The sequence below is a fragment of the Pseudomonas weihenstephanensis genome, assembly GCF_016812185.1.
Lineage (GTDB): Bacteria > Pseudomonadota > Gammaproteobacteria > Pseudomonadales > Pseudomonadaceae > Aquipseudomonas > Aquipseudomonas weihenstephanensis.
In genome coordinates, this window is record NZ_JAAEBV010000011.1 from 1 (window position 1) to 7,872 (window position 7,872).

At 54.8% G+C, this 7,872-nt stretch carries 8 protein-coding genes; 6 read left to right on the plus strand and 2 right to left on the minus strand.

Features of this window, described 5'->3' with window-relative positions; genetic code table 11:
* The first annotated feature begins 457 nt into the window (after nt 1-457).
* From GYN01_RS21975 to GYN01_RS21995, 5 genes are all read left to right on the plus strand, one after another.
* A complete protein-coding gene (locus GYN01_RS21975) occupies nt 458-2,011 on the plus strand; it encodes a type IV secretion system DNA-binding domain-containing protein (protein WP_047299615.1) in 1,554 nt (517 codons plus the stop codon).
* Between the two features lie 776 nt (nt 2,012-2,787).
* Nucleotides 2,788-3,351 (plus strand): helix-turn-helix domain-containing protein, encoded by a 564-nt coding sequence (locus tag GYN01_RS21980; RefSeq protein ID WP_139053267.1) that lies wholly within the window; start codon nt 2,788-2,790, stop codon nt 3,349-3,351.
* 199 nt (nt 3,352-3,550) lie between these two features.
* On the plus strand, nt 3,551-3,961 hold the full coding sequence (locus GYN01_RS21985; RefSeq protein ID WP_233098630.1) for an entry exclusion protein 1: 411 nt from the start codon (nt 3,551-3,553) through the stop codon (nt 3,959-3,961).
* 238 nt (nt 3,962-4,199) lie between these two features.
* Complete coding sequence (locus tag GYN01_RS21990) at nt 4,200-5,057, plus strand: DNA-methyltransferase (protein ID WP_078481981.1); 858 nt, start codon at nt 4,200-4,202, stop codon at nt 5,055-5,057.
* Nucleotides 5,058-5,669, plus strand: a complete 612-nt coding sequence (locus tag GYN01_RS21995) for a BglII/BstYI family type II restriction endonuclease (protein ID WP_047299607.1) — start codon at nt 5,058-5,060, stop codon at nt 5,667-5,669. It begins immediately after the preceding gene.
* 1 nt (nt 5,670) lies between these two features.
* Here the strand turns inward: GYN01_RS21995 and GYN01_RS22000 are convergent, their stop codons facing one another.
* A complete protein-coding gene (locus GYN01_RS22000) occupies nt 5,671-5,973 on the minus strand; it encodes a hypothetical protein (protein WP_047299609.1) in 303 nt (100 codons plus the stop codon).
* A gap of 196 nt (nt 5,974-6,169) precedes the next feature.
* On the minus strand, nt 6,170-7,540 hold the full coding sequence (gene mobQ / locus GYN01_RS22005) for a MobQ family relaxase (RefSeq protein WP_274521397.1): 1,371 nt from the start codon (nt 7,538-7,540) through the stop codon (nt 6,170-6,172).
* Nucleotides 7,541-7,688: 148 nt separating this feature from the next.
* Here mobQ and GYN01_RS22010 point away from each other — a divergent pair.
* Nucleotides 7,689-7,872: hypothetical protein (locus GYN01_RS22010; protein ID WP_203307794.1), on the plus strand; the 184-nt coding region annotated here is incomplete at its 3' end.

A 7,872-nucleotide genomic window follows, 5' to 3' on the forward strand; every position in this document is an offset into this window, starting at 1 on the left:
GAGACGTCGATCAGCGGCGCCTCGCGCCGCTGATCGACGAGCTCGCCGCCCTGGATAAAACACTATGAGGTGGCAATGGCGTTACATACATAAAGCTATGGAGAGGCTGCCGTATGACATTTGAAAGAGATGAACTGGCCAAATACGAAACAGCCATTAGCACCATAGGGAATGTCAGGGCCCTGGCATCCCAGCATTTAGCTGATGAACGCAAAAAGGCAAAGCCAAACGAGGCGCATATAACCTATTTGCGTAATTGGCAGGGGCACTTGCTCCAAGTGCAGCGTGGATTGACCATAACTGACCACGCTGCCGTAAGCACCGCTACGGCCACCTATGCGCAAATACTGAAGAACCGAAGCACAGCCCCCAACTTTCCGTTAGAACTGCCCATATGGACATCTAGAGGCCCTGCGAGCGGTCTTTGCAGAGGCTCAGATCGCCGGGAGGCCAAACCATGAAATGGCATTGGCGCTACCTCGCACTGATCTGGCTCGTCTGGTGGGCTTGGACGCAGCAACTAGGCTTTTCAACCCCGCTGACTGGTTGGGTCAAGCTGGCGGTGATGGGCGCCGCCGTCTGGTACGGGCTGGGATTCGTGAAAGTCCTCATAGAAAAATATCTGCCAGAGGGTCGCAGCGATCCCAAGGTGGTAAGGGGGGTTGAACTCTCCACCTCGGCAAGCCTTCTGTGTGCACTAGAACTGACGGCACGGGGCATTACCCGCACCGATGAGCGCGGCAATGTCACTCCGGAATGGCGCAAGGCGGAAAACGACCTTCGCCGCGATCCGACCAAATACCACGACAAGAACGTTTTTGACGGGTGGGTGAGGCTGGCACAGACGCCAATCCCACCCGCCAATGAGGCCCTGCACATCGCCATCACGGCTAGCACCGGGGCCGGTAAGTCGGTCGCACTGCGCGGCTTGCTGGCCGACATTCGGGCGCGTGGTGATCGCGCCATTGTTATCGACAACGGCGGCGAATTTGGGGCCGAATTCGGCGCACCTGGTGACCTGGTGCTGTCGCCGTTCGATAAACGCTCGCTTGGCTGGAACTTGGTGAACGAAATCCGTGAATCGCACGACTGGATGCGCATTACACGTTCGGTCGTACCGGACGGCCAAGGCAGCGAGCGCGCATGGCACGAAATGGCGCAAAAGCTGCTCGCTAACTTGGGCATGAATACCCATGTCGATAACGCCGAATTGTTGCGGATCGCCACCGGCTACAGCGCCGAAGCCCTGCAACCATTGCTTGCGGGCACCTCGTCCAGCGTTTTGACTCAAGACGGTGGTGACCGCCTGTTGACCAATATTCGCTCGGTTTTTGGCACAGTGTTGCAATGCTGGCAGTTCATGCGCGGCGGCGGCTTCTCCCTCCGCGAATATATGCAAAGCACTGATCCACGTTGGCTGTGGGTGCCGTTCAAGGAGTCCGAATTAGGCGTCTCCCGCGATCTAATCGCCTGCTGGATGGATATTTTGGTATCGGCGGGGCTTGAACGCGCCGAAGGCGGGCAAAACACGTGGATCATCATTGACGAGCTGGACACGCTCGGAGAGTTAGCCAGCTTGATTGCCGCCACCACCAAACTCCGCAAACGCAACGTGCGTGTGGTCGTAGCCTTCCAGTCCTACAGTCAGCTCGTGTCCACTTACGGCAGGGAACGTGCCTCGACGCTACTCAACTGCTTTTCGAACAAGCTCATTTTGCGTTCCGTAGATGGCGAGACAGCGGAAAAGCTGGCCCGAGAATTGGGCGAGCGCGAACGCTGGAAGTTGTCCAGCACCTCGAAAGGGCAAAGCGCATCGTCCACCGAATCGCTCCAGCGGGAACAGGCCGTGATGCCCTCCGAGCTTCAAAACCTCCCCGATCTGCAGGGCTATATCAATCTCGCGGGCGACTACCCGATTGGACGCTGCCAGGTGTCGTTGGAAGCGACTAAACCACGGCATGGGCCAGTGATATACCCTGAAGGGCTCCCGACCTATCTGGGTGACGACTGAGAGCCAAAGGACGTTGTGGAAGTGGATGACAGCCCTTTCACTGTCTAACACGCAAGCGAAGCGCGCAGGGCGTAAGCCAGCGCCGTGAAGGAGCGAAGCAGCCCGTGTAAGGCCTAGAGTTTGTGTGCGGTGTAAGACGGGCGCACAGCGACTGGAACGGCGCTTGATCTTGCTTCGCACGATCTCAAACTCGCGAATTCCCGTTAAAAAAATCAGTTACAGGCGGCCTATGGCCGCCCGGCGCTTTGCGCCGTTACGGGGCAAAGAGCACCAACGAGCCGTCTGGGACAGTTACCCACCTCGCTTCGCTCCGTGGATAACTATCAGACTGACGCCTCGCTGCGCTCGTTGTCGGGCCGTCCCAAATCCCTGGCCGGAAAAAGCACCCGACCAGCGATTTGGAACGACCTGGACGTGATAGAGCATATCGTCTCTGACGTTTTTCGAAGCAACACCAAAATCACAGGCTAAACGCGGACTGAGGTCGGCGGCTGCGTTCATCGCAGCCTGCAAGACCGCAAGCGGTGGCGCCGCAGGCGGCACCACTTAGCCCCGCTCCTAAAAGAAAAAGAGGGCACTTCTGGACGAAAAAGTCTGAACACCAGTAAATACGTGGCCTGCAGCCATTTTTTGACCTGCTTGATATGTTCACTCTAGGGTGAACATATATGTTCACTAGCTGAGTGAACATTTACCATCTGAGTGAACATCTTGTGCGCACGCGGCGTTCATATATACTGAACATCATGTTCACCAGGCCGAACGGATATGTTCACTTGAAACAGATCAGAAAAGACCCCGCTGATTTCGCCATGCTGACCCGTGGTTACATCCGAGACATTCGTGAATTGTCTCGGCGTAGCCCTAGCGCGTTTCAAGTCTTCATGCTGCTGACGGAGCGGATGAATAAGACCAACGCGATTGTTATCAGCCAGTCCACTCTCTGCCAGATCCTCAACTACGGCAGAACGGCGATACATAACGCCATTCGCCTACTTGAGTCAGAGCGCTGGCTCCAAATCGTGAAAATCGGGACAGCTAACGGCTATGTCATCAACTCCAAGGTCGTTTGGCGGGACCATAGCGGCAAGCGATACGCGTCGTTCTACGCCGAGGTAGTGGTCAGCGAAAGCGATCAGGGGAGGCCTGTTGAGGACTGGGATAATGTCGAGTTGCGCCATGTTCCCGTTCTTCAGGCCGGCGAACATCCGATATCTACCGGCGATTTGCCTCCCCCGGACCAAGCTGAATTATTGCCAGTCACAAGGGATGAAGTGCCCCGCGTTAGGGGCTCTGACATCCAAGATATGGAGACTGACAATGAATCTAGCCGACGTTAAACAGCATCTCCGTCAACTCGGGGCGCTGGTCCATGACATGGAAAGCATCCTGGACGATGGCACAGAGGATGCGCCATTGGCTTTCTTTGAAGCATGCGAGGATGTACAGCATCAGATAACGCAGCTTATGCGCGCCTCCTTTATCGCAGTTTAGGTAAGCACGAGTAAAGTGGCACACCAAATCGAGGAGCGGTGACACATGGCGTGGCACACTATCCAAGAGGCACAGCAGTTGACCGGAAAGAGCCGTCGAACGCTCTACCGGGATATGTCTAAAGGCCGTCTATCTTGGGCGCCTGAGGGTGATAACGCCCGTCGATTGGAGACGTCTGAGCTAATCCGCGTCTATGGCACTTTGCTCCCAGTGGCACAGTCTGAGATTGAGAAACCGGCACACGCTGGCACTGGTGTTGGCACACAAGACACGGCCCTGATCTTGGCCGAATTGAAAGCTCTACGGGAAGAAGTCGCCGAACTTCGCCAGGCGATGCGCTTGATCGAGCACAAACCTGATCCTGTGCCATCTGTCATACCTGACACGCCCGAAGGCGTGCCAGATTCACCGCAGCTACCGCTGCCGTGGTGGAAAAAATGGGCCTTCCGCCAGTAAGACTGGGCGAAAGACGGTGTTGCATTACGAGCAGTACCTGATAGCTGCGTCGATCACCAGGATGATACCGAGGGACACTTAGGCACCTCCGGATTGCTGCTTGACCTGCCGAAGCAGCATTGGCGGTTGATCCACAAGGACTAGCGGTTCCGTTATTCGACGAACACCTCACACGGCTCGGCTAAGTGCTGGATCTCTAGCAGAGAATGCCGTATATTTGTAATACGCAGAGGTGACCATGAAAGCCAATACAGTGAATTCAGATAACCAAGACGCCGTTCTTGTACATAAAGACAATCTTCTTTTTATGCGGGGCTTAGAAAACGAATCAATGAAGCTGATCGTTACGTCTCCTCCGTACAACATCGGAAAGTCATACGAAAAACGCTCATCTCTTGAGGATTATATACGTGGCCAAACGCAAGTAATTTCTGAGTGCGTCCGTTTGCTTCATCCGCAGGGTTCAATATGCTGGCAGGTCGGTAATCATGTCCAAAAGGGCGAAATTTTCCCGCTAGACATAGTTCTTTATCATCTATTCAAAGATCACGGACTAAAACTAAGAAACCGCATAATATGGCATTTTGAGCACGGGTTACATTGTAAGAACCGATTGTCAGGAAGACACGAGACAATTCTTTGGTTCACTAAGGAAGATGAATACACATTCAACCTTGATCCAATTAGGGTGCCGTCCAAATATCCGAACAAAAAATACTATAAAGGTGAAAAAGCAGGGCAGTTATCAGGAAACCCGTTGGGTAAAAATCCTGGTGATATGTGGATACTTCCTAATGTGAAAAATAACCACGTCGAGAAGACCATCCACCCTTGCCAGTTCCCTGTTGAGCTGGTCGAGCGTCTGGTTCTCTCGCTCACGAATCCCGGCGATGCAGTGTTTGATCCCTACATGGGCGTGGGTTCTACCGCAGTGGCAGCCCTCAAGCATGACCGACGCACCTATGGATGTGATGTCATACGCGAATACGTTGATGTAGCATGGGAACGAGTTCACGCCCTCAGGGCAGGAACACTCGACACTAGACCGATGCATAAGCCGGTCTACGACCCTACGTTGCCCAATGGCGGACATTAGATGCGAATTGTTCAGTACTACTCCCACTTAAATGGATTTGAATACCTTCAGTACCATAAGCCTAAAATATGGGCAGAGGTTGAAGCTATTATTGCGGGAGTAGATGCTGAACGGTGCAGGACAAAAGCATCTGCCGAAGCAAGAAAAGCAGGGAAAACTCTTTATTCGCCTGTAGATATGAATGCCGAGTTTAAACAGCTATTTGAAAAAAACAATTGGAAAGAAGAGAGAGTTACTAACTGGTTATCTGAGGACACCAGGATTTTACGTCAGATTGTAAACCTGAAACCTGATGACCAGAAAAGAACTATTGAGGAAGGCAATCAAGAACCAATCATGACCTATAATCAAACCGACTTCATTAAGGATCGGGTTGCGGTTGAAGTGCAGTTTGGTAAATATTCTTTTGTTGCCCACGACCTTTTCGTCAAACACATGTCTTTCTATATCAACGGCAACATCGATGTTGGTATAGAGATTGTTCCAATGAAGTCCATGGAACGAGATATGTCATCTGGCGTTCCTTATTATGAAAGGGATTTGTTCAATCTAATGAGGCAAGGCCGTGGTATTCCAGCAGTGCCTATTATCCTGGTAGGCATTGCGCCCTAATTCAGTACCAGTGACTTGGAACCTCAACACCATAGTTTTTTGCCACCGTTTCTAGCATGGCAATAATCTCTGCATGGTTAGCCTGGTCTATCTGTTGCCAGGCGGTGCGGCGAGCTAACAGGTCTTTAAGTTCACCTAGTCTGTACATTCCCAGCCGGTGAAAATTCCCCCAACTGGGAATACCAAAGAGGTTATAGATTGTGACTGTTGAATCCCGCTCACTAGCCAGCCGTTTTTCACCGGTCAGCTTCTCGGCAGCCTCTTCGGCATCGTCACGATCATCGTAGGTAAACAGTAGCTTCATTGGATCGCTGCTCCAGTATCTGAGCTGCGATTTTGCCTGACCCTCCGTAACTCCTAAAGCGAAAGCACCACTATCGCGGATATGAGCCGTAGCGTGAAGCTCAAAAGCGCCTGGCCACGACCACTACACGCCCACTCGGCACGGCCTGGTTAAACCGAACGACAGGAACGCCAGCCTTGGCGGTTGATCAACGGAACTAGCGTTCTCTGGGGAAATTGCGGCTTCGTGAGCGTTCCCGTTCTGGGTCACGCTTATCGTTCTCGCGCTTGGCAGTTTCTAGGCGCTCAGCTCGTTCGATCCGTTCACGCTCAGCGGCCAGGCGCTCAGCATTGGCCACCCACTCGCGTTGTGGCTGATACTGCGCCTTGATCTTGGCCGTCTCTTCGCGCCTGATCTGCAGATAGGCTTTGTCGGCCTGCTCGATCTTCGCCGGCAGTGCTTCCAGCGCCGTGTTCGCGGCCTTCACGGCGTTTTCGCGCTCAACCAAGTAATCCGGCTTGTTCAGTCCAATAGCCGCCATTTTGGCACGCATGGGGTGCCGCTCCGACCACTCTTCAATTTCCACCATCGCTTGGTATTTTCGGGCCTGTGCCTCGTTACGCTCTTGCGTCAGGTCGCGCACCTTGGCGTAAGCCGTGGTCACGGGCGACGACTGAGCTGCAACGTCAGCGGCATCCATGAACGCCGGACGGCCATGGCGGCGCTTGTACTGCTCGATGTCCTGCCGAATCTCGGCGGCGGTCTTGGTCTTTTCGACCGGACGGCGGCGCTCCCGCTCGGCCGCGAGGTCGATAATCTGCGCGCTGACCCGCTCCCGCTCGACGTTGTTCGCCATCACTTGGCGGTTGCCGTCGCCCCGGTCGGACGCCTTGCCCCGGCGCTCCATGTCCGTAGCGACTGCGCCAAGGTGCGTGGTGGCTTCGCGGTCGATGCCCTGAGCGGCAAGGCTGCGATGGTCGATCCGCTCGGCACGGCCTTCGCGCTCCAGGGCGCGATTGGTTAGGTCGGCCCAACGCTCGCGCAACTGCTCGATGTCGTGCGCGCTGCGCCCCTCAATTCCAGCCTTAGCGCGGTCTTTGTCGCCCAGCTCCAAGGCGGTTTTATTGCCGAGCTCGATGCCATCAACCCCCCGGCTGACTTCCCGGGTCGTCATCAGAATGTGGGCATGGTGATTGCGCTGGTCGCCTTCCTGGTCTGGGCGATGAATCGCCACGTCCACGGCCACACGATAACGCTCGGCCAGTTCGCGGGCGAAGTCGCGGGCCAACTCTTTGCGGCCAGCCTCCCCCAGCTCGGCGGGCAAACCCACGATCCATTCGCGGGCAGTGCGCGAGTCCTTACGCTTTTCGGCGGCTTCAGCGGCGTTCCACAGCTCGGAACGGTCGGCGGTTCCGCCGTCCGGCATCAGGATTTCAGCCGACTCGACACCCGCCCGGCGGGTGTAGTCGTGGATCAAGCCGGTGCGTTGATCGACCAACTCACTACCAGACCGATAAGCAGCAGCAGCAACGGACGAACGTCCGGCGCTTCTCGCTATCGGTTTGGTGGTGCAGTGGAAAATTGCCACGGCTCTTGATTCCTGTGCTTTTGATTTTGCTTTAGCCCCGCAGGGCGTACTGGGTTGCGTAGCAACCCGTAAGTGCGCACTTTGCAGTTCGCTTCGCTCTCTGGCTGCGTGATATCGTAGCACGACCGAAAGAGAGGAGGCGGGATAAATGGCGCTGACGATAGAGCAAAAAATCGCACAGAAGGAAGCCGAATTGGCTCGCCTTCGTAATCAGAGCCGGGCGCTCGAAAACGGGCAAAAAATCATTTTGGGCGGGATGCTTTTGGCCGAAGCGCGCAAGGACGCAAAAATACGCCATTGGCTCTTGAGCATGGTTCAGGCCACCGTGAAGC